Annotated in this window: 19 protein-coding genes; 4 read left to right on the forward strand and 15 right to left on the reverse strand. The window is 74.6% G+C overall.

Translation table 11 applies throughout. The features are described 5' to 3' along the window. Positions 1–103: 103 nt before the first annotated feature. Genes ACWD5O_RS25245 through ACWD5O_RS25260 form a run of 4 tightly spaced genes read right to left on the reverse strand, consistent with a single transcriptional unit; the run spans position 104 to position 5760 of the window. A complete protein-coding gene (locus tag ACWD5O_RS25245) occupies positions 104–3532 on the reverse strand; it encodes an SCO7613 C-terminal domain-containing membrane protein (protein WP_450086755.1) in 3429 nt (1142 codons plus the stop codon). 48 nt (positions 3533–3580) lie between these two features. Further along, positions 3581–3901: a divalent-cation tolerance protein CutA gene (cutA, locus tag ACWD5O_RS25250; RefSeq protein WP_450086756.1), complete on the reverse strand. Its 321-nt coding sequence runs from the start codon at positions 3899–3901 to the stop codon at positions 3581–3583. A 9-nt stretch (positions 3902–3910) separates the two neighbouring features. Continuing rightward, positions 3911–4927, reverse strand: coding sequence for a 1-acyl-sn-glycerol-3-phosphate acyltransferase (locus ACWD5O_RS25255; RefSeq protein ID WP_354963791.1), 1017 nt, complete (start codon positions 4925–4927; stop codon positions 3911–3913). Beyond that, complete coding sequence (locus tag ACWD5O_RS25260) at positions 4927–5760, reverse strand: patatin-like phospholipase family protein (RefSeq protein ID WP_354963790.1); 834 nt, start codon at positions 5758–5760, stop codon at positions 4927–4929. Before ACWD5O_RS25260 ends, ACWD5O_RS25255 begins: the two co-directional genes overlap by 1 nt. Positions 5761–5925: 165 nt before the next feature. Between ACWD5O_RS25260 and ACWD5O_RS25265 the strand changes: the two genes are divergently transcribed. Then, positions 5926–7374, forward strand: a complete 1449-nt coding sequence (locus ACWD5O_RS25265; protein WP_450086757.1) for a serine/threonine-protein kinase — start codon at positions 5926–5928, stop codon at positions 7372–7374. A gap of 31 nt (positions 7375–7405) precedes the next feature. Here the strand turns inward: ACWD5O_RS25265 and ACWD5O_RS25270 are convergent, their stop codons facing one another. From ACWD5O_RS25270 to ACWD5O_RS25310, 9 genes are all read right to left on the reverse strand, one after another. Further along, the gene (locus ACWD5O_RS25270; RefSeq protein ID WP_450086758.1) at positions 7406–8515 is read right to left on the reverse strand and encodes a glycosyltransferase family 4 protein; all 1110 of its coding nucleotides are present in this window, start codon (positions 8513–8515) and stop codon (positions 7406–7408) included. A 100-nt stretch (positions 8516–8615) separates the two neighbouring features. Then, positions 8616–9287 carry a BON domain-containing protein gene (locus ACWD5O_RS25275; protein ID WP_354963787.1) on the reverse strand — a complete coding sequence of 224 codons (672 nt, stop codon included), beginning with the start codon at positions 9285–9287 and terminating at the stop codon, positions 8616–8618. Between the two features lie 178 nt (positions 9288–9465). Continuing rightward, positions 9466–11028, reverse strand: coding sequence for a trypsin-like peptidase domain-containing protein (locus tag ACWD5O_RS25280; protein ID WP_450086759.1), 1563 nt, complete (start codon positions 11026–11028; stop codon positions 9466–9468). 63 nt (positions 11029–11091) lie between these two features. Continuing rightward, positions 11092–12648: a sensor histidine kinase gene (locus tag ACWD5O_RS25285; protein WP_450086760.1), complete on the reverse strand. Its 1557-nt coding sequence runs from the start codon at positions 12646–12648 to the stop codon at positions 11092–11094. After that, complete coding sequence (locus ACWD5O_RS25290) at positions 12645–13346, reverse strand: response regulator transcription factor (RefSeq protein ID WP_030336721.1); 702 nt, start codon at positions 13344–13346, stop codon at positions 12645–12647. Before ACWD5O_RS25290 ends, ACWD5O_RS25285 begins: the two co-directional genes overlap by 4 nt. A gap of 97 nt (positions 13347–13443) precedes the next feature. Continuing rightward, a complete protein-coding gene (locus tag ACWD5O_RS25295) occupies positions 13444–14055 on the reverse strand; it encodes a PadR family transcriptional regulator (protein WP_354963784.1) in 612 nt (203 codons plus the stop codon). Next, the gene (locus ACWD5O_RS25300; protein WP_354963783.1) at positions 14052–14876 is read right to left on the reverse strand and encodes a DUF4097 family beta strand repeat-containing protein; all 825 of its coding nucleotides are present in this window, start codon (positions 14874–14876) and stop codon (positions 14052–14054) included. Before ACWD5O_RS25300 ends, ACWD5O_RS25295 begins: the two co-directional genes overlap by 4 nt. Before the next feature lie 140 nt (positions 14877–15016). Further along, complete coding sequence (locus tag ACWD5O_RS25305) at positions 15017–15943, reverse strand: lysophospholipid acyltransferase family protein (protein ID WP_354963782.1); 927 nt, start codon at positions 15941–15943, stop codon at positions 15017–15019. After that, on the reverse strand, positions 15940–16719 hold the full coding sequence (locus ACWD5O_RS25310) for a GNAT family N-acetyltransferase (RefSeq protein ID WP_354963781.1): 780 nt from the start codon (positions 16717–16719) through the stop codon (positions 15940–15942). Before ACWD5O_RS25310 ends, ACWD5O_RS25305 begins: the two co-directional genes overlap by 4 nt. A gap of 154 nt (positions 16720–16873) precedes the next feature. Between ACWD5O_RS25310 and ACWD5O_RS25315 the strand changes: the two genes are divergently transcribed. The 3 genes from ACWD5O_RS25315 (at position 16874) to ACWD5O_RS25325 (ending at position 19419) form a co-directional block, all read left to right on the forward strand. After that, positions 16874–17521 carry a hypothetical protein gene (locus ACWD5O_RS25315; RefSeq protein WP_354963780.1) on the forward strand — a complete coding sequence of 216 codons (648 nt, stop codon included), beginning with the start codon at positions 16874–16876 and terminating at the stop codon, positions 17519–17521. 141 nt (positions 17522–17662) lie between these two features. Continuing rightward, entirely contained in the window at positions 17663–18598 is a 936-nt protein-coding gene (locus tag ACWD5O_RS25320) for an ABC transporter ATP-binding protein (RefSeq protein ID WP_354963779.1), read from the forward strand. Continuing rightward, complete coding sequence (locus ACWD5O_RS25325) at positions 18595–19419, forward strand: ABC transporter permease (RefSeq protein ID WP_354963778.1); 825 nt, start codon at positions 18595–18597, stop codon at positions 19417–19419. Before ACWD5O_RS25320 ends, ACWD5O_RS25325 begins: the two co-directional genes overlap by 4 nt. 86 nt (positions 19420–19505) lie before the next feature. Here the strand turns inward: ACWD5O_RS25325 and ACWD5O_RS25330 are convergent, their stop codons facing one another. Together ACWD5O_RS25330 and ACWD5O_RS25335 are read right to left on the reverse strand one after the other, a co-directional pair. Beyond that, positions 19506–19913, reverse strand: a complete 408-nt coding sequence (locus tag ACWD5O_RS25330) for a hypothetical protein (RefSeq protein ID WP_354963777.1) — start codon at positions 19911–19913, stop codon at positions 19506–19508. Next, a complete protein-coding gene (locus ACWD5O_RS25335; RefSeq protein ID WP_354963776.1) occupies positions 19910–20257 on the reverse strand; it encodes a hypothetical protein in 348 nt (115 codons plus the stop codon). The genes ACWD5O_RS25330 and ACWD5O_RS25335 overlap by 4 nt, the downstream gene beginning before the upstream one ends. Positions 20258–20266 lie beyond the last annotated feature (9 nt).

The following is a 20266-nucleotide window of genomic DNA, read 5'->3' on the forward strand; positions in this document are numbered from 1 at the left end:
ACCGGGGTGGACCGGGCCGACTCAAGTCTCCCGGGATCAGTTGCTCTGAGTAACCCTGACAACCCCCGAATGGGGGGTAGGGCGAGCCCTACCCCCCATTCGCTCAGCCGAGCCGCGCCACCGCGTCGCGCAGCCGGGCCAGGTCGCGCCGCCGCCGCTCGTAGCTCGCGGCGAGCCCGATCAACGCCAGCCCGCCGGCACCCAGGTAGATCCACCGGGGCAGCAGGTCCCAGCCGCGGGCGAGCTCGTGCAGCGCCAGCACCGCCAGCACCCCGCCGCCGAGCAGCACCGGAGCCTGCCACCGGCGGGTGGCGCCGGCCAGCACCGCGCCCAGCGCTGCCGCGCCGAGCAGCAGCCGCCTCCACGGCTGCGGGTCCGGCCCGGCCAACACCGACACCAGGCTCGGCAGCAACGCCGCGACCAGCCCCGGGCCGAGCGCCGGCCAGCTGGTCAGATCGGGCCGGGTGCGCAGTGCCAGCAGGCCCGCGCCGAGGGCGAGCGCCGCAGCCGGCAGGGTGTACGCCTCCAGCACGGTCACCCCGCCGGCTGCCATCAGCACCCACGCCCCGAGCAGCTCGCTGCCGGCGGCGATGGCGGCGAACGACCACCGCCGTGCCGCCGGCTCGCCCGGGCGCAGCAGCCGCAGCGCGACGGCGACACCCCAGAGCACGCAGATGGTGGCGAGGTGCCGCGCCACCTCGACGGCGAACAGCACCGCCACCAGCGCCACGGCCTGCGCGGCGGCATCCAGCACCCGCCCGGCCCGGGCCCGCGCCGACGAATCTCCACGGGCCGCCCCCGGCGGGCTCGACGCGGCGGCGACCGCCAGGACCAGCGCGGCCACCGCCAGCAACGGGTACGCCGCTGCCCGGAGCGGCAGCCCACCGGCGAGCGGGGCGGTCACTGCCAGCGCCGACGCCGCCCCCACCGCGGCGAGGCAACCAACGAGGCGTACCTCGACGTTTCGCGCTCCGACGGCGACCACCACCGCAGCCACCAGCAGCGCACCCTCGGCGGCGAGGGTGCCGGCCCGGGTGACCAGCAGCCCCACCACGCCGGAGGCGGCCAGCACCATCCCCGCCGGCACGGCGATCGGCACGAGCGCCGGGCGGGGCACGGCCAGCGCGGCGAGCAGCAGCGCGGCCAACCCGGCGAGCAGGACTGCGGCCGGCAGCAGCGGCCAGGGCGCGCCGACCGCGACGAGCAGCACCGGCAGCGCGGCCGCGCCAAACGGCAGCGCGCGCAGCAGCGGCGGGTCGACCGCCCGAACCGTCAGCACGGCGGCCACCGCCAGCACGACCAGCGCCAGCGCGGCCGGTAGCGCCGTCGGGTCGGCGACGACCGCAGGGACTCCCGACCAGACCGGACCCCGGTTGCCGTACGGTGCCGTGAGCGCGGTCAGCAGCGCCGGCAGCGCGGCCAGCACCGCGACCGCCACCAGAACGACGCCGGCCACCGCCAGCAGGCCCGACCGGCCGTTCGCCGGCCGGTCCCAGCGGGCGACGAGCGCGACGCCCAACGCCGCCAGCGCGGCGTACGGCGCGAACGGCTCGTTTCCCGCCACGACGAGCGGCGCCAGCCCGGGCAGGCTCACCGCGACCACGGCACCGCTCACCGCGTACCCCGTCAGCTCCACCCGGTGCCGATGCGTCGCGAGCACCGCGACCAGCGGAAGCCCGGCGGCGACCAGCGCGACCCGTGCCTGCCACCAGGGCGGCGCGTCCGCGGCGAACAGCGCCAGCGCGGCGACCCCGGGCAGCGCGACCTGCGCGACCAGCAGGCCGGTGCCGGCCACCCGCCGGTACGGGCCGGCGGCCCGTCGCACGGCCAGCGCCAGGCCGAGCACGGTGATCGTCCCGAGTGCCACCAGGGCACCGGCCGGAGCGGCCAGGGCCACCAGCAGGCCGTGCCCGAGCAGGACGGCGCCGCCGAGCGCCCCGGTGAGCAGTGTGGTCGGCCGGAGCGCCGGTCGGGCCAGCACGGCGAGCAGCAGCACGGCCCCACCGACCAGGTCCACGGCCACCACGGCCGGCCAGGCGACCGCCCAGCCGACGGGCAGGGCGAGCAGCACGACCACCGCGCCGGCCGTGGCGACCACCACCCGCGCGCCGCGGGGCAGCAGCAGCGTCGACGCGCCGAGCGCCAGCGCCAGGGCGGGTGCCACCTGCCAGCCCCAGTCCAGCTCCGGCCCCGTCCCGGCACCGTGCCACGGCGGCAGCGACCGCCCGACGGCGGCGACCGCCAGCCCGCCGGTGATCAGCGCCGCGATCTGCACCGTGCCCGCCGCGACCAGCAGCGCCCCGGCCCGCGAGCCGGTCCGCCAGCCGGGCGGCAGCAGCCGTACCGCGCCGGCCAGCCCGAGAGCCACCGTGGCCGCCGCGATCAGCAGCGACGACGGCCGTAGTTCGGCCACCGGGCGCAGGAGCGCGGCAGCGAGCACCGGCACCAGCAGCCCGGCGGCCACCGCGCGCAGCACCCGTCCCCCGACCAGCCCGGCCGAGCCGAGCCCGGCCAGCGCCACCAGCAGCAGCGGCCCCCCGGCCAGCAGCGGCGCACCGGCCGCCCGGCCGAGCAGCAGCGGCACCAGGGCACACCCGGCGGCACCGACCAACGCGGCGACGTGCCCGACCCCGGACAGCACCCGGCCGGCCAGCCGCGCCCGCCCTCCCCCGTCGCGCAACCCGGCCAGCACGGCCAGGTTCAGCAGCGCCACCCCGAGCAGGACCAGCGCCCAACCGGCCGGGCCCGGCCGCGCCTCCACGGCGAGCAAAGGCAGCACCGGCTGGGCGGCCAGCAGGGCGGCGAACCAGGGCCCGGTCAACCGACTCCACCGGGCGTACGCCGCGGCGACCGCCGCGCTGGCCCCCCCGACCAGCGCGGCGTACCTGCTGCCCGGCCAGCCGGCCACCCCCGCCAGGTCCACCGACCAGGCCGCGTAGCCGTCCAGCACCACCAGCAGCAGCCCCACCGCGGCGAACGTCTCCGCCGTGCCGCGCAGCCCCCGACGGACCGCCACCAGCGGGACAGCCAGGGCGAGCGCCGTGACCGCCGCCAGGATCAGCGCCCGTCCACCGACCCCCACCGCCGCCCAGGCCACCGCGGTGAAGACCACCGCCGCCGTGCCCAGCAGGAGTCCACCGAGGACGAAGAGCAGGCCCTGGACCGTCCGGGTCGACGTCTCCGCCGCGCCCGGCGCCGGGGCCCCCGCAGCGGCCGAGGCCGCCACCCCCGGCCCGTTGGGCGTCTCCGCCCCCGTGGAGGACACCGGACGCGCCGGGACGGACGCGGCCACCCCGGCACGAACGATCGCGGCCAGCTCGTCCCGGCGCCGGGAACTGGCCGCCAGCCGCCCGGCCAGCTCGACGTACGTCCGGCGGGCCCGCTCCACCTCGGGCCCGAGCAGCGCGACCTCCCGGCCCAGCCGGACCACCTCGGCGGCAGTCGGGTCAGGCGGGCGGCGACAGCCGCCGCAGCCGGCGCTCAGGTCGGCCGGGGCGCCGCAGGCGGGGCAGGGGTAGCCGGTGTCATCCACGCGGTCATTCTCGAAGCGCCACCGGGGCCGAGCCCAGAGTGCGCGTACTCAGGGGCGGGTGTGCTCGTGCACCCAGGTGACGTAACCGGGGTCGCCACTCTCCACCCTGGACACCAGGATCTCCGGAACCTCGTACGGGTGGCTGGTCCGGATCTGGTCCACGAGCGCGGAGAGCCGGTCGGGCGCGGTCTTGAACTGCACCGACCACTCGGTACTGGTCTCCACCCCGGACCGCCACCAGTAGGTGCTGTCCACCTGGCCGCTGACCTGGGCGCAGGCGGCGAGCCGTCCTGCGACGGCTGCGGCCGCCAGCAGGTCGGCGACCGAACGGGCATCCACCACCGTCGTCACCACGCAGATCTGGTCCACGACCGCACCCTACGCGGCGCCGTCCCGGTTGGCCGCGATCCAGGTGTCGATCTTCGCCCACCAGTCGTAGAGCCAGTCGATGCGTTCCTGCCGTCCGGTCGGTACGTCCTCCGGCGGCACCGACCAGAACCGCATCACGATCCGCTTGTCCATCGGCAGTTCCCGCCACACGTCGGCGACGGTGAGCATCCGGTCCAGCCCGGTGTGGGCGACGAAGATGACCCCGGCGTCCGGGGCGGCGTCCAGCGCGGCGAGCATCCCGCCGGGCTGCGGGGCGAGCACGTGCCGCATCCGCTCCGCGCGCAACGCCATCCGCTCCAGCCCGAGGGAGCGCAGCCGGGCGATGGCACGCAGCCTCCGTTTGGGGGTGAAGTTGCCGCCCTCCGGGAAGATCACGAACGCGTCGTTGTCGTCCAGGCCGGTGGCCAGGTGCCCGACCTGGCGCACCGTCTCCTCGCCGCGCTCCGGTGTCGGCGCGATGAACCGGTTGGGCAGCCGGTTGAGCAGCACGTCGATCGCCGGGTCCCACTGGAGGCTGTCCTTGAGCACGATCCGGGGCTCCCGGTTGAACCAGTTGACCAGCCCGTGGATCAGGATGAACGAGTCGCCCGGCCCGGCGTGCCGGCAGAGCACCAACTCGGGCCGGCCCGGCAGCGCGGTGTCCGGGTCGGTGCCCACCACGTCGATACGCAGCCGCAGTGTCCAACGGGCCTGCCAGAACAGGGCCCGCAGGAACCAGCCGGCCAGCAGGTAGTGCGCGCGCTGGAAGGCCGGCGACCGGCTCCGCCAACCGAAGCCGGAGGCGACCCAGAGCGCGAAGAGCGCGAGCAGCGCGGCGGCGTCCCAGACCAGATAGACGCAACCGATCCAGAACAGCCGCAGTGGGCGCAACCGGCCCGGGACCAGCGGGGAGGCGGCCGCGGCGAGCAGCGCCCAGACCGGCAGGGTGGTCACCACGGTGACCGCGAGCAGCACCACAACGGGGGCGAACAGCAACCGGCGCAGCCACCTGGGCGGCAGCGGCATCACCGCACCACGTGGGTCGCGAGGTAGCGTCGGGAGGCGGTGTACGCGCGGCTGATCCGCCGCCCCACCGCCGCCATGTCGCGGTACGCCCACGGGGTGTCGTCGCGCGGGTTCAGCCCACCGGTCGGCAGGACGTGCACCTCCACCCCCTCGGGCAGCGCCGCCAACTCACGGAAGAACCGGTGCCGGCGGGAGATCTCGAACGCCACCTGCGCGATCTCCCACGGCCGCCGGGGCGGCGTCAGCTCCCGTTCGATCCGGCCCACCTGAAGGACGAAGATCTGCTTCGCGCCGACGGCCACCGCCTCGCCGATCGGTATGGAGTTGACGATGCCACCGTCCACGTAGTGCGCACCGTCGATCTCGGTGGGTGGGAGCAGCCCCGGCACCGAGGCCGACGCGAGCACGGCCGGCACCACGGGGCCACTGTCGAACCAGTGCTCGGCGGCCCGCTCGATGTGCGCGGCACAGCAGCGGAACGGCACCCGCAGGTCGGCGAAGGTGGTGTCCACACCCAGCTCGGCTTCGAGCACGCGGCGCAGTGGCCGGGGCGAGTGCAGGTGGGTCCGGGCGGCGAAGCGGCGCAGCTGCCGGGCGACCGAGTCGCCGTACACCTCGCTGGCCTCCGGCGAGGCCCAGAGCCGGACCAGCCGGTCGGTCACCGCCTCCGACGGGTCGGCCGCGACCAGCGCGCCGTTGACCGCGCCGATCGAGGTGCCGAGCACCATGTCGGGTTGGATCCCGGCGCGGAACAGGGCACGCAACATGCCCACCTCGACCGCGCCGAGCACTCCCCCGCCCCCGAGTACGAACGCCACCGGTCCCCCCGCCATGCCACCCATCCTGGCACGGGCGTGCCGCCGACCGGTCGGCCACCGCCGCGCGGTGGCGGGCGCACCCGACCGGCGCGGATCGAGGGGCGGACAGTGACGACCGTTGACAGCCCGGACGCATTCGCGCAACCTGATACCGCTCCCACCCCGAGGCAGGTGCGATCCGTGAAGGCAGCACTGCACGCGGGCCGGTTGCTGGCCCGCAGGTACCGGCTTGTCGACCAGATCGGCGCCGGCGGCATGTCGGTCATCTGGCGCGCACGGGACGAGGTGCTGGACCGGGTCGTCGCGCTCAAGGTGCTCGCGCCGTCGCTGGCCGCCGACGCCCGGTTCCGGGACATGGTGCGCGACGAGGCCCGGGCCGCCGCCCAGCTGGTGCACCCGCACGTGACCTCGGTGCACGACTACGGCGAGACCGTCGCCCCGGACGGCGCCATCACCTCCTTCGTGGTGATGGAGCTGCTCAGCGGTGAGGAGTTGAAGCTGCGGCTCACCGAGGGCCCGCTGCCGTGGGCCGAGGCGGTCCAGGTGGGCGCGCAGGTCGCGGACGCGCTGGCCGCCGCGCACCGGCTCAGCATCGTGCACCGGGACATCACCCCGGCCAACGTGATGATGACCGAGGTGGGCGTCAAGGTGCTCGACTTCGGCATCGCCACCCGGATCGGCGCTCCCGACGAGGACGAGGACGGCGGCACCTTCGGCACCCCGGCGTACGTGGCCCCGGAACGGCTCGACGGCGCGCCCGCCCAGCCGGCGACCGACGTGTACTCACTCGGCGTACTGCTGCACGAGGCGCTGACCGGCCGCGTCCCCTACCTGGCGGACACCTGGGAGCAGCTCAGCGACGCGCTGGCCAGCGGCCCGCCGCCGACGCTGGCCGGGCTGCCGGAGCTCCCCCCTGAGGTGGCCCGGGTCTGCCTGCGCAGCCTTGCCCGGGATCCGGCCGACCGGCCGACCGCCCGGCAGGTCGCCACGGTGCTGCGTGAGCACCTGCTGCCGACCGACACCACCCCGGCACCCACGCCGCCCCGGCCGCCGGCAACCCCCGCCCCGGCGGCCGGCGGCGAAGGGGCGGCGGGACCGGGCGACGGAGCAGCCGTACCGGTCGACGCCGGGCGGGGCCGCAGCCGTCGACCGGCGCTGCTGCTGATCCCGGCGGCCCTGGCGGTCGGCGTGGCGCTGACCGTCGCGGCCCTGCTGCCCGAGCAGCGGGCGACACCGCGGACGCAGCCCACCACCGGTCCGGTGCCGACCGCGTCGAGCGGCCCGCCGGTCACCGAGTCGTCCGCCCCGACCGCGGCGCCGTCGGCACCACGGAGCACCGGCTCGCCCTCCGCCGGGCCGGGCAGCCTGGTGGAGGCCGCCAACCGGGTCGACGGGTTGATCGGCGCCGGGTTGACCGCCGGGGAGATCCGCGCCGACGTCGGCCTCGACCTGCGCAACGAGCTGCGTAACCTGACCGCCGCGGTCGGCTCCGGTCGCAACGACCTGGCCCCGCCGGTGGCCCGGCTGCGCGAGAAGGTCACGGTCCGGCTGGGCGAGGGCGGCATCAGTCCGGCGTACGCGGAGCGGCTGGACGCCGCCATCGCCGAGCTGGGTGCCGCCCGGGTCTGATCCGGGCTCCGACGGCAGCGGGGCGGGCCGGTCAGCGGGCCGCCACCCGGACCGACTCGCGGACGTCGTGCCGGCCGGCGAGTACGCGTCGGAAGACCTCCTCGTAGCCGTACGCCAACCGCTCGACCGAGAAGTTCTCCGCGACGTGCGCCACGCACGCCCCCGGGTCGAGCCCCTTCGCCGCGAGCAACGCCGCGGGTAGCTCCTCCGGTTGCTCGCAGACCAGACCGGTCACTCCGGGCAGGACCAGCTCCGGCACCGCACCCCGGTCGAAGGCGACCACCGGAGTCCCGGTGGCCATCGCCTCCAACATCACCATGCCGAACGGTTCCTCCCACTGGATCGGCATGATCAGACAGCGGGCGTCGACCAACATCCGCAGGGTCTCCGCGCGGTCGGCGTTCAACACGACGGTCACGTCGTCGCCGACCAGCGGCGCGACGACCTGCTCGTAGTACCGGCGTTCGGCCGGCTCGTTGCACTTGCCGGCCAGCAGCAGCGGCAGCCCGGCCGCCCGGCACGCCCGGATGGCGACGTCCGGGCCCTTGTCCGGGCTGAACCGGGCCAGCCACAGCACCGGCCCGGGACCGGGCGCGAACTTGCGCGGAAACCCGCGCAGGTCCAGCGCGTTGTGCACCGTGCCGGCCCAGGGCAGGACCGGGTTGAGCCGGCGCTGGGCGTGCGAGATGGCCACCAGGGCGACGCCCCGGTCCACCTCACCGAGCACGTCGCCGTACTCCCCCACCGGGTTGCCGTGCACCGTCGCCACCGTCGCCACCGCCCGGCGACCGGCCACGAGCGGGCCGATGGTGGTGTGGTCGTGGATCACGTCGAAATCGCCGGCCGTGATCATCCGATTCACCCGGGCCAGGTGGGCCAGTTCGGGCAACGACTCGCCGAGTCGCGGGTACTGGACCTCCGGAACGGTGGAGACGAAGTCACCGGCGGCGGTGCCGTGGTGTACACCGGCACCGAACAGCGTCACCGCGTGCCCGTGCCCGGTCAGCGCGTCCACCAGCCCGGCGACCACCTGCTCGAGGCCGCCGTAGCCGGGCGGCGGCACGGACAGCCACGGCGGCACCACCATCGCGATGCGCAACGGCCGCTCCGAGGCACGGGCGGGCGGGTGGTTCACGGCCACGAGTCCTCCCCGTCGCTCCCCGGCCCGGTGTCGCCGCCGGTCGGAATGGTCCGCGGCGGTTTCCCCATGTCGTCGCCGGTAAACCGGACAAGACGGACGATCACCCGCCGACCAGGAGCTGGTCGTGCACGACCCGCACCCCGGGCGCGGACCAGGCCACCCGCTCGACCTGGTCGCGTTCCCACCACGAGCGGACCACCCCGGCGAGGACCAGCGTGTCGCCGTCCACCTCGACCGTCACCCGGTCGCCGCCGAGCGTCCGCAGCAGCGCGCGCTGGACGTCCCGGCGCAGCCGGTCACCGGCCGGTGGCGCCGGCGGACGCACCTCGACCAGGTTGGTGATCCCCCGTACGCCGTCCAACCGGCGCAGCTCCCCCTCCGCGGTGCGGCGCTGCCAGCCGAACTCGACCTCGCCACGGAGCATCAGCCAGCCGTTGGCCACGGTCACGTCCAGCCGTTCGGCCGGCACGAAGCTGTCCCACTCCAGCGCCCGGCTGGCGGCGATGGCGATCTCGGCGTCGGTACGCCCCGGTGTGCCCGGCAGCCGCACCTCGATCTCGTCGGCGACCACCCGCACCCCGCGGACCCGCTGCGCGCAGCGGATCGCCGCCCAGCCGCGGGCGGCCCCGTCCACGAATCCGGTCAGGGTGACCACACCCTGGTCGACGGTCACGCCGATCTCGTTCGGTTGCAGCCGCGCGTCCCAGGCCAGCTCGGCCAGGACGTCGCGCTGGATCCGCTGGTCGTCGCGGACATCCGTCGCCGTGCTCATGGCATCCACCCCCGTACGTCGCCGGATCGCCTGCCGACCGTGCCCGGCGTACGGGTGACGGCGGTTCACCCGGATCGGGTGAACCGCCGTCAGGGCGGAAAAGAGCGGCGGGTGACGGAGCCAACCCCCTTGGCCCCGCCACCCGCCGCCGGAGGGAGGAGGCAGGTTCAGATATCGGTCAGGACGTCTCGGCGAGCGTCACGGTCACGGTCTTCTCGGTGCCGTTGCGCTTGAACTGCACCTGGACGCGGTCGCCGACCTTGCCGGCCTGCACCGCGCCGACCAGGTCGTCGGAGTCGTTGACGGCCTTGTCGCCGAACCGGGAGATCACGTCGCCCCGCTGGAAGCCGGCCTTGTCGGCAGCGCTGCCCGGGGTGACCGACGCGACCAGGGCGCCGCCGCCCTCGGCCTGGTTGACGCCGACCCCGAGCGACGGGTGGCTGACCTTCTCGCCGCGCTGGAGCTTGCCCGCGACGTCCTTGGCCTTGTTGCTGGGGATCGCGAACCCGACGCCGATGTTGCCGGTGCTCTGCCCGGAGGTGGCGATGGCGGTGTTGACGCCGATCACCTCGCCACGGGTGTTGACCAGGGCGCCACCGGAGTTGCCGGGGTTGATCGGGGCATCGGTCTGGAGCAGGCCGGAGATCGAGCTGACCGCCTGGCCCTGCTGGTTCGGGTCCTGGGGCTGGCCCTCACCGGCCCGGATGGTGCGGTCCCGGGCGCTGAGGATGCCCGCGGTCACCGACCCCTGCAGGCCGAGCGGGCTGCCCAGGGCGAGCACCTGGTCGCCAACCTGCATGCCGTCGCTGTCGCCGAAGGTGGCCGGCTTGAGGTTGCTCACCCCGTCGGCCTTCACCACGGCCAGGTCGGTCTTCGGGTCGGTACCGACGATCTTCGCTTGCGCGTTCTTGCCGTCGGCGAAGACCACCTGCACGGTGTCACCGGCGGCGGAGGCGACCACGTGGTTGTTGGTGAGCACGTAGCCGTCGGCGCTGAGCACCACGCCGGAGCCCTCGCCGCTGGTGGTGGCGATGGAGACGACGCTGTCCTGCACGGCGGCGGCGATCTTCGGCAGGTCGGCGCTGTTGAGCACCGGGGCCGCGGAGTAGGTGCGGGTGACGCCACCACCGTCGCCGTCGAGGGCGAGCGCGAGCGCGCCACCGGCCACGCCGGAGCCGAGCATGAGGGCGAACACGGCGACGCCCGCGCCGGCGAACTTGGCGATCCGGCCGGGCCGGGGCCCGGTGCCGGGCGGCGTGGCCTGCGGGCCCCAGGGCGGCACAGGCTGCCCCGGGTGCTGCTGGTACTGCTGGTGCTGCTGGTGCTGCCCCGGGTGCTGCTGGTACGCCATGCCCGGCTGGCCCCCGCCGGCCCAGCCGGACTGCTGGCCGGGGTACCACGGGGCGCCGGAGTACCGGGCGGCGGTCGGCTGCGGGTAGCCCGGCTGGCCGGAGACCGGGTACGGCGGCGCGGAGTGGGTGCCGGCGGGAGGCTCGTACCCGGTCGGCTGCCCGGCGGCCGGCGGTGCGCTGGCCTGCTGGCCGGCGTATCCCGCGGGCGCTGCGGGCTCGGCCGGCACGGCCGGGTTCGCGGCGGTCACCGTGTCGCCGGTGGTCGGGACGACCGGAACAGGGGTGGTCGGGGAGTCGGACTGCGCGCGCTCGTCGCGCGGCAGCTCGGCGGTGGGGTCGGCGTCGGTGGGGGCCGGCCGGCGCTGCGGGTCGGACTCGAACTCGGTCATGGAACTACCTTCTCCCCGGCCACTGCGACCAACCTGGAACCGTCCTGAAAGTTGCCTGAAAAGTCATTCGCCGGCACCGTCGTCCTGTGGCACCTGCGGCAGCCGGACCCGGAAGGTGGCGCCGCCGCCCGGGGTCTCCACCACCTCGACCGCGCCGTGGTGGGCGGCGACCAACGCCGCCACGATGGCCAGGCCCAGGCCGGTGCCGGTGTTGCCGTCCGCCCGCCGGGTCCGCGCCGCGTCGGCCCGGTAGAACCGCTCGAAGACCCGTTCCGCCTGCTCCGGGGAGAGCCCGGGGCCGGTGTCGACCACCTCCACGACGGCGAGGTTCCCCGGCTCGGCGCGCAGCCGCAGGCTGACCTTGGCGTCCGCTGGGGTGTGGGTCAGCGCGTTGGTGACCAAGTTGCCGATCACCTGACGCAGCCGCGCGTCGTCGGCGAAGACGACCAGGGGGCCCGAGCCGGGCTCGATCTCCAGCTCGATCCGCCGGTCCGGGGCCATCGCGCGGGCGGCCTGCACCGCGTCGGACGCCAGCACCGGCAGCTCCACCGGGGCGAGCGAGAGCGGCCGTTCCCGGTCCAGCCGTGCGAGCAGCAGCAGGTCCTCCACCAGCAGCCCCATCCGGGCCGCCTCGTCCTCGATCCGGCGCAGCAGGCCGGCGGTCTGCTCGGGTGCCCGGGCCGCGCCCTGCCGGTACAGCTCGGCGAAGCCCCGGATGGTGGTCAGCGGGGTCCGCAACTCGTGTGAGGCGTCCGCGACGAACTGCCGCATCCGCTCCTCGGACCGCCGGGCCCGCGCCTCGGACGCCTGCGCGGCGACCGCCGCGTCCCGGGCGGCGCTCTCGGCCGAGCGCGCGGCGGTCTCCGAAGCGGCCCGGGCGGTGAACGCCGCCTCGATCTGGGTGAGCATCGCGTTCAGCGCCCGGGAGAGCCGGCCCAGCTCGGAGGTGGGATGCTCCTGTCCCTGCTCCGGGTCGGGCACCCGGCGGGTCAGGTCACCGCCGGCGATGGCGGCGGCGGTCCGTTCGATCTCCACCAGCGGCTTGAGGCTGGTCCGCACGATCGCCGCGCCCACCGAGGCCAGCATGATCAGCACCGACCCGCCGACCAGCAGGTCGATCCAGGCCAACCGCTTGACGGCGAGGTCGACGTCGGTCAGGTGCTCGCCGATCGCCGCCCTCTGGCCGTTGGGCAGCTCGGTGTAGAGCATCCGCCAGCGCACCGAGCTGTCCCGGGCGCGGACGGTGCGCGGGCTGTCCTTCTGTGCCGCCTCCTGCGCTTCGAACCCGGCCGCGTCGCTCGGCCACGGCGGTAGATCCGCCAGCGTGAAGCGGGACGTGTCGTACGCGTAGTCCTGCACCTTGCCAGTGGTCGGGCTGGTCACCACGACAACGTAGTCGCTGGGCAGGTAGACCTCCTTCGACGACGGCAACTGGATCCGGTCCGCCGAGTTGCGCAGTTCGAGGTCGATCTGGTCGACCAGGTAGTTGTGCAGGAAGTACGCGGTCGAGACGCTGATCACCACCAGGGCGCCGGCGACCAACGCCAGCACCGAGGCGACCAGTTTGATCCGCAGTGGTACGGCCCGCAGCCGCCCCTTCGCCTGCTGGACCCCGTTCACGCCGCCGGCTTGCGCAGCACGTACCCGACGCCGCGCAGGGTGTGGATGAGCCGGGGCTGGGTGGTGTCGACCTTGCGCCGCAGGTAGGAGATGTAGGACTCGACGATGTTGTCGTCGCCGCGGAAGTCGTAGTTCCAGACGTGGTCGAGGATCTGCGCCTTGGACAGCACCCGGTTGGCGTTGAGCATCAGGTAGCGCAGCAGTTTGAACTCGGTCGGCGACAGCTGCACCCGCTGCCCGGCCCGGTGCACCTCGTGGGTCTCCTCGTCCAGCTCCAGATCGGCGAAGGTGAGCCGGGACGGGGCCTGCTCGCCGGTGGTGGTGCGGCGCAGCACGGCGCGGATCCGGGCGGTCAGCTCCTCCAGGCTGAACGGCTTGGTGACGTAGTCGTCGCCGCCCAGGGTCAGCCCGCGGATCTTGTCGTCGGTGGCGTCCCGGGCGGTCAGGAAGACCACCGGGGTACGCGTACCGCCCTCGCGGAGCATCCGGATGACCTCGAAGCCGTCGAGGTCCGGCAGCATCACGTCGAGCACGACCAGGTCGGGTCGGTGGTCCTTGGCGGCGTTCAGGGCCGCGCTGCCGCTGGTCGCGGTGGCCACGTCGAAGCCCGCGAAGCGCAGGCTCGCGGAGAGCAGTTCGAGGATGTTCGGGTCGTCCTCGACGACGAGCAGTCGCGCCTCGGTCTGGGTAGCGGGCATGTGCCCATCATCGGTGACCTCACTGCACCGGCGCTGGATGCTTCCTGCAAAAATCCTGTGAGTCGTCGGCCGCTCCCGACCTGGCCGGCACCGCCGGTCAGCGCAGCAGCCGACGCAGCCCGTCCAGCGCGCCGTCGAGCAGCCGGATCGCGGTACGCAGCTGGGTGTCGCTGAACTGCCGGGCCCGCGCCAGCCGGCCGACCTCGACGGTGAACGCGGCCAGCCGCTGGTCGAGCTCGTCGAGCAGTCCCGCGCGGGGGCCGTTCGCCGCCGCCGGACCGGGCGGCGGGGCCGGAGGCTCCCAACGGGTACGGCGGGTCTGCCGGGCTGCCGCGCTCAGCTCCCGCTTGAGGTCGCGCACCGAGCCGCTCACCTCGCTGCGGATCTCGCCGGCCAGGGTGGAGAGGTCCGCCACCGAGGCGGCGATGTCCGCCTCCAGGGTGCTCAGCTCGCCGGCCCGTTGGCGCAGCTCGTCGCGGCCGGCGTCGGTGATGCCGTACGTCTTGCGGCCTCCGGCGGCGGTGTGCGTGACCAGCCCTTCGGCCTCCAGCCGTTGCAGGCGGGGGTAGATGGTGCCGGCGCTGGGCGCGTAGAGCCCGAGGAACCGGTCCTCCAGCAGGCGGATCAGCTCGTAGCCGTGCTTCGGACCGTCGTCGAGGAGTTTGAGCAGGTAGAGCCGGAGCCGGCCGTGGCTGAACACGGCGGTCACGGCAACTCCTCCTGGTCGTCGTCCACCGGCCGGGCAAGTAGGGCGATGCTCCCCGAGGTCGCGGACGCCCAGAGCTTACCCTCGCCGGCGCCGAGCACCCCCACACTGTTGGCCAGCGGGAACGTCGATGTGCGGACCTGGGGGAACCCGCTGGTGATCCGGCCCGAGGTGGTGTGCAGGCGTACGTCGAGGTCGCTGTCCTCCCGGATCCGGACGGTGATGCTGCCCGAGATGGTGGTGAGTCGGATCTCGCTGCGGCGGGGGTTGTCCAGGTCGCAGGTGATGGCTCCCGAAACGGTCTGCGCCCGCACCCGGTCAGCGGCGCTGTCGGCGAGGATCACCTCACCGGAGACCGTCTCCAGACTGAGGTCGCCGCCCACGCCGAGCGCCTCCACCGGCCCGGAGGTGATCTTCGCGAAGGTGCTGCCCCGCAACCCCATCAGGGTGATCTGCCCGGCGGTCACGTCGACCGTGGTTTCCCGGCGCAGCCCGGAGGCGACCAGCGAGCCTGCGACCAGCCCCAGGTCGGCGACGACGTCGGCGGGCACCGCCACGGAGACGTCCACTCGCGGGTACCGCGTGATCGACCGGATCCACCGCAGGGCGTCCGCCCAGCCCCGGCCGCGCTCCTGGCGGATGGTGAGCCGACCGTCGGAGTGGGTGACCAGGACGGGTCGGCGGCCGACCCGGGTGACGTCGACCCGGGCCGGGCCGTCGGTGGCGACCACGTTGAGCCGCCCGCTCACCAGGCGGACGTCCAGCCGGCTGACCGGGCCGTCCACGGTGAGCCGCTGTGGGCTGTCGACCGTCCATCCGGTCATGGCGTCCTCCCCCTCGACGACGCGCCGATGCGCGTCCGCCGAGAGAAACAGTAACGCGATACATCGCGACAGCACAAGACTGTCGCGAGTTGCCGGGCCGTCCGGCCCGGGCATGCGCCGACCGGGCGGCCGCTCCCCTCTCAGGCCGCCAGGTCCAGCTCCCGGCCGGCGGCTGGCGACAGCACGGGAGCCGCCGGGCTCGTGGTTCTCCGGGCCCGCGCCCCGGCACCCGGCGGGGGCCGCAGGTGTACGGCCGACTCGGCGGCCCGGGCCAGCAACCGCCGATCCGCGTCGCGGGCCGGATGCAGCGCGGCACCGACCGTCACCGTCACCACCAGTTCCCGCGCCGCGACCACCCGGGCCACCGAGCGCAGCAGGGTGTCCGCGCCGAGGAAGGCGCCGGCCGTGGTGGCCGTCCCGGTGGCCTCGCACCGGTGCACGAGCCGCAGCGGCACCACCGGGCTGCCGGTGTCGATGGCCGCCTGGAACGTCGCGGGCCGGAACCCGCCGCCGGGACGGCAGTCGACCGCGCGGTCCCCGGCGCACCAGGTCGTACCCTCCGGAAAGACCGCTACCGAGCGGCCGGCGCGTAGCGCGTCGCCGACCCGGCGCACGGTGGCCGGCAGCGCCCGCGGCCGGGACCGGTCCACGAAGACCGTGCCCGCCGCCGCCGCGAGCAGGCCCACCACCGGCCAGGAGCGGATCTCCCGCTTCGCCACCATCCGGGTCGGCGCGACCGCCAGCACCGCGAGGATGTCCAGCCACGAGACGTGGTTGGCGACCAGCAGCGCACGCCGCCGGGGCGGTCGGCCCCGGATCACCAGTCGGACGCCGAAGGCGCGCGCGGTGCCCCGGGCCCAGCCACGGACCGCCGCCTGCCGCTCCGGTGCCGGCAGCAGGGGCAGCAGCACCACCAAGCCCACCCCGGCCAGCAGCATGCCGGCCGCCGCGACCAACCGGAGCACCCGGCGGGCCACCGGCACCGTGGGCACCTCGCCGGCCGCCGGCAGGCACCCCTCGTCACAGCCGGACGAGGGCCGCCAGAGGTCGTGCGGCGCGGCGGTCACCGCTCCTCCCCGCCCAGGAAGTGCCGCAGGTAGCGCGGGTTCATCCGGTCCAGCGAGAACAACACGTAGAAGTCCGCGACCCCGAAGTCGGGGTCGTACGACGGCTCGCCGCAGATCCACGCGCCGAGCCGCAGGTAGCCACGCAGCAGCGGCGGCACCGCCGCGCGGCCGACCGGATCGGCGGCGGCCACCGGGCCAGCGCCGGCGGCCGGCTCGGCGAACCAGGGCCGCAGCGGGCGGACCCGCAGCGGAGGCGGCGCCAGGTGCCGGGCCTGGGCCTGCGCCCACACCTCGGCCACCGCCCGACCGCCGTCGGCCACCGGCACCGAGGCGCAGCCGCCGAGCCAGCGTGAGCCGCGCAGGTGCAGGTACCGGGTGATGCCGGCCCACATCAGGTTGATCACCGCGCCCGAGCGGTGGTCCGGGTGCACGCAGGACCGCCCAGCCTCGACCAGGTCGTCGCGCAGCGGGTCGAGCGCGGCGAGGTCGAACTCGCCCTCGGCGTACCGACGGTTGGTGCGACCGGGCGGCAGCAGCCGGTACGTACCGACCACCTCGCCGGTGCTCTCCTGGCGGACGATCAGGTGGTCGCAGTGGGCGTCGAAGGGGTCCACGTCCATCCCGGCCTCACCCGGGCGGAGGGTGGCGCCGAGCTCGGTGGCGAACACCTCGTGACGCAGGCGTTGCGCGGCCGCGACCTGGGTTGGGTCGTCGGCGATCAGCAGGGTGTATCCGCTGGTCGTCAGGGGTGCGCCAGCGGCATGCAGAACAGCCATGGGATCTGTGTAGGTGCCCCGGGTTGCCATCCAAGGTGACCACCGGTGTCGCTCGGGTGAACGCCGGCCGGCGGATGCGCCCGACGGCGGCCGTGCGAGGCTGCCGGACGGACCCGGCGACGGCGCCGGCACGCCCCGACACCGGAGGTCGACGATGCGCATCGAGTCCCGCTACAACGGGCCGTCCGGCTCCGGCAACGGCGGCTGGAGCGCCGGAGTCTTCGCCGCCGAGGCCGGCGGCCCCGGCCCCGTCGAGGTGACGCTGCGCCGGCCACCACCGTTGGAGACGGCGCTGAGGATGGTCGACGGCGAGGTCCGTGACCCGGCCGGCGAGCTGGTGGCCGAGGTACGCCCGGACGGGGCGGTGGACGCCGTCGTACCGCCGGTCGACCGGGACACCGCGATCGACGCCGCGAGCCGCTACCCCGGGCTGGTCGAGCACCCGTTCCCCGACTGCTACGTCTGCGGTCCGCACCGGGCCGACGGGCTGCGGATCTTCCCTGGCCGCCTGCCGGACGGTCGGACCGCCGCGCCGTTCCGGGCGCCCGAGAGGGTCAGCGACGCCACGGTCTGGGCGGCGCTGGACTGTCCGGGTGGGTGGACGGTGCTCGCGCCGGGCCGTCCGTACCTGCTGGGCCGGATCGCCGCCGTGGTCACCGCGCTGCCGGAGCCGGGCGACGAGTGCGTGGTGACCGGTGCGCTGATCCGCGCCGATGGGCGCAAGGCCCTCGTGCACACCAGCCTGTACGGACCGGACGGCGCGCTGCTCGGCCTGGCCCGTGCCACCTGGATCTCCCGCTGAACCGCTCCGTCGTCCGCAGGGAGGACCCGCCTCCACCCCGAGGCGGACCACGCCGTACGGACCGCGCCTGATTGACCTTGTTGCCCGGGGCCGTCACGCTGTGCCACGGCGTACCTCGACGCCACACACGGGAGGAGAACGATGACTGACGGGCAGCGAAGCCCCACCAGCGACGGTCAGATCGTGGTGTCCGGTCTGTCGAAGCAGTACAAGAACGTCCGGGCGGTGAACAACCTGTCCTTCACCGTCGCGCCGGGACGGGTGACCGGCTTCCTCGGCCCGAACGGCGCCGGCAAGACCACCACGCTGCGCATGTTGCTGAACCTGGTCACGCCGACCGCCGGTACGGCCACCATCAGCGGCCACCGGTACGCCGACCTCTCCGACCCGCTGCGGCACGTCGGCGCGATCCTGGAGGCGTCCAGCGCGCACAAGGGCCGCACCGGCATCAACCACCTGCGGGTGATCTGCGCGGCGGCCGGGCTGCCCAGGCAGCGGGCCGACGAGGCGCTGGCCCTGGTCGGGTTGACCCCGGCGGCGAAGCGCAAGTTCAAGGGCTACTCGCTCGGCATGAAGCAGCGGCTCGGCATCGCCGCCGCCATGCTCGGTGACCCCCGGGTGCTGATCCTGGACGAGCCGGCGAACGGGCTCGACCCGGAGGGCATCCGGTGGATGCGCGGGTTCCTCAAGAACCTCGCCCACGAGGGTCGCACCGTGCTGGTCTCCAGCCACCTGCTGTCGGAGATGCAGTTGCTCGCCGACGACGTGGTGATCATCGCGGCCGGGCAGCTGGTCCGCCAGGGCCCGGTCGACCAGGTCCTCGGGTCGATGGCGCAGGGCGCTCGGGTCCGCGTCCGCACCCCGCACACCGAGGCGCTGATCACCGCGCTGAAGGCGCAGTCGGCCACCGTCGACACCGACGAGCAGGGTGTCCTGCTGGTCGGCGGGGTGGACGCCCCGACGATCGGCCGCGCCGCCCTGGCCGCCGGGGTCGAGCTGCACGAACTGACCACCGAACGGCCCGACCTGGAACGGGTCTTCCTGGAGCTGACGGCCGGAAAGGCGGGCATCCGATGAACCTGATCCGAGCCGAACTGCTCAAGATCCGTACCACCAACACCTGGTGGATCTTCGCGCTCATCAGCCTGCCGCTCTGGGCGCTCACCCTGCTCATCAACTGGTTGCAGGCCGATGCCCTGACGAGCGGGAACCTCGGCGACGTGCCACCCGACCAGGTCGACACCCTGGCGGCCGCGGCCAGCCCGGACGCCCTCTCGTCGAACCTGTTCACCACCGGGCAGTTCTTCGGTCTGCTGATCGTGATGCTGCTCGGCATCATCGTGGTGACCAGTGAGTTCTTCCACCAGACGGTGACCACCACGTTCCTCACCACGCCGCACCGCACCGCCGTGATGAGCGCCAAGCTCGCCGCGGCGGGTGTGCTGGCGCTGCTGTTCTGGCTGGTCACCACGGCGCTCAACCTGCTCGCCGGTGCGGCGGTGCTGAACGCCGTGGGGGTGGGCTCGCAACTGGGCAACGACGCAGCCTGGCGCGCGATCGGGTTGAACCTGCTCGCGTACCTGCTCTGGGCGGTGTTCGGCGTCGGCATCGGGGTGCTGATCCGCAGCCAGATCGGCGCGACCGTGACCGGCATCCTGCTCTACCTGGGTGGCTCGATCGGCGCGATCGTGGTGATCAGCATCCTGGCCGCCCGCTGGGGCGATTGGATCAACAACCTGCAACTGCTGGTGCCGTCGCTCGCCTCGTCGCTGATGGTCACCGGGGCGGACATCCCCGGCAACCCGCCGCGCTGGGCCGGCGCCCTCGTGCTGATCGGGTACGCGGTGATCACCGGCCTGGTCGGCACCCTGCTGATGCGCCGGCGCGACATCTCCTGACCCGGATCGTCCCGGGGTGGCGGCGGCTCGGTCGCCACCCCGGGGCGTCCCGGACCCCCGACCCCGCCGGCCCCGGCTCCGTCGACTCACCCGCCCGGGCAGCCCCGGCCACCGCTGATCGGGACGCAGTGGCCGACCGGCGGGTCCGGCTCCTGGTCGGCCGGGGTGTGGCCGACCAGGGTGCTGGTGGCCATGCTACCGGCGAGCGCGACCGCCACGTAGAGCAGCGCCATCCCACCGAACGCCCAGCCGAAGTGCCGCCGCCAGCCCTGCTCCCCCGCCCACCCGGCGAGCAGCAGGCCGGCCAGCGGCAGCGCCGCGTTCAGCAGGAGCCCGGCGGTCAGCAGGGCGTCGGTCGTCGCGCCGAACGCCCGCGCCACGTCCTGGGTCGGCGTGTACGGCGTGGACGTCCGCCGGATCAGGGCCACCACGAGCAGGAACGGCACCCCGTAGAGCCAGGCGAAGAAGAGCCCGCCGAGCCCGAGCCGCTTCACGACCGGCCCAGGTACGCGGCGGCCACGACGGCGCAGACCGCGAGGCTGACCGCCACGGACAGAGTGCCGGCCAGCACCGGCGAGGTGATCCGGCGGACCAACAGCGCGTTGATCACCGCCGTGACGATCAGCAACCCGACGAGCACCGGCCCGCCCCAGACCAGCCCGGCCAGCGCCAGTGACTCCATCGGGGAGAGGCAACTGAACATCGCCGAACAGTCCCGCCGCGGGGCGCTCGGCACGCTGTTCACACCCACCACCACCGCCGCGATCGCGGTGGCGTACCAACCGAACGCGACCGCCATGCTCGGGCCGTACCGCTTCCGTTCCCCCGTGTCATCCATGCGGCCGAT

The sequence above is a fragment of the Micromonospora sp. NPDC005161 genome (assembly GCF_053599855.1).